Source organism: Vallitalea maricola (assembly GCF_036985595.1).
In the GTDB taxonomy this organism is placed as follows: Bacteria; Bacillota; Clostridia; order Lachnospirales; family Vallitaleaceae; genus Vallitalea; species Vallitalea maricola.
Genome location: NZ_BTPU01000360.1, coordinates 1 through 265, shown reverse-complemented (window position 1 = coordinate 265; position 265 = coordinate 1). Strand labels below are relative to the sequence as shown.

Annotated in this window: 1 protein-coding gene; it reads left to right on the top strand. The window is 38.9% G+C overall.

Annotation, left to right across the window (positions count from 1 at the left end):
* Window positions 1-156, top strand: coding sequence for a proton-translocating transhydrogenase family protein (locus tag AACQ14_RS24850; protein ID WP_353514041.1), 156 nt, complete (start codon window positions 1-3; stop codon window positions 154-156).
* Window positions 157-265 lie beyond the last annotated feature (109 nt).

The window sequence follows — 265 nt, the reverse complement described above, 5'->3', positions numbered from 1 at the left end:
ATTTCCGGCATTATTATTGTGGGGGCTTTACTACAAATCGGATCAGAAAGTACCGTCGTGCAGATACTTGCTACCTTAGCGACGCTAGTAGCAACTATCAATATTGTTGGTGGCTTTAAAGCCACTAGTCGTATGTTAAAAATGTTTAGCAAGTAGGGGAGTAGCATGGAATCTACACAAATAGCGTCTAATGGTTTCATTAGTGCAGCATACGTGATTGCTGCTTTATTATTTATTTTCAGTTTAGCCGGTTTAAGTAAACAAG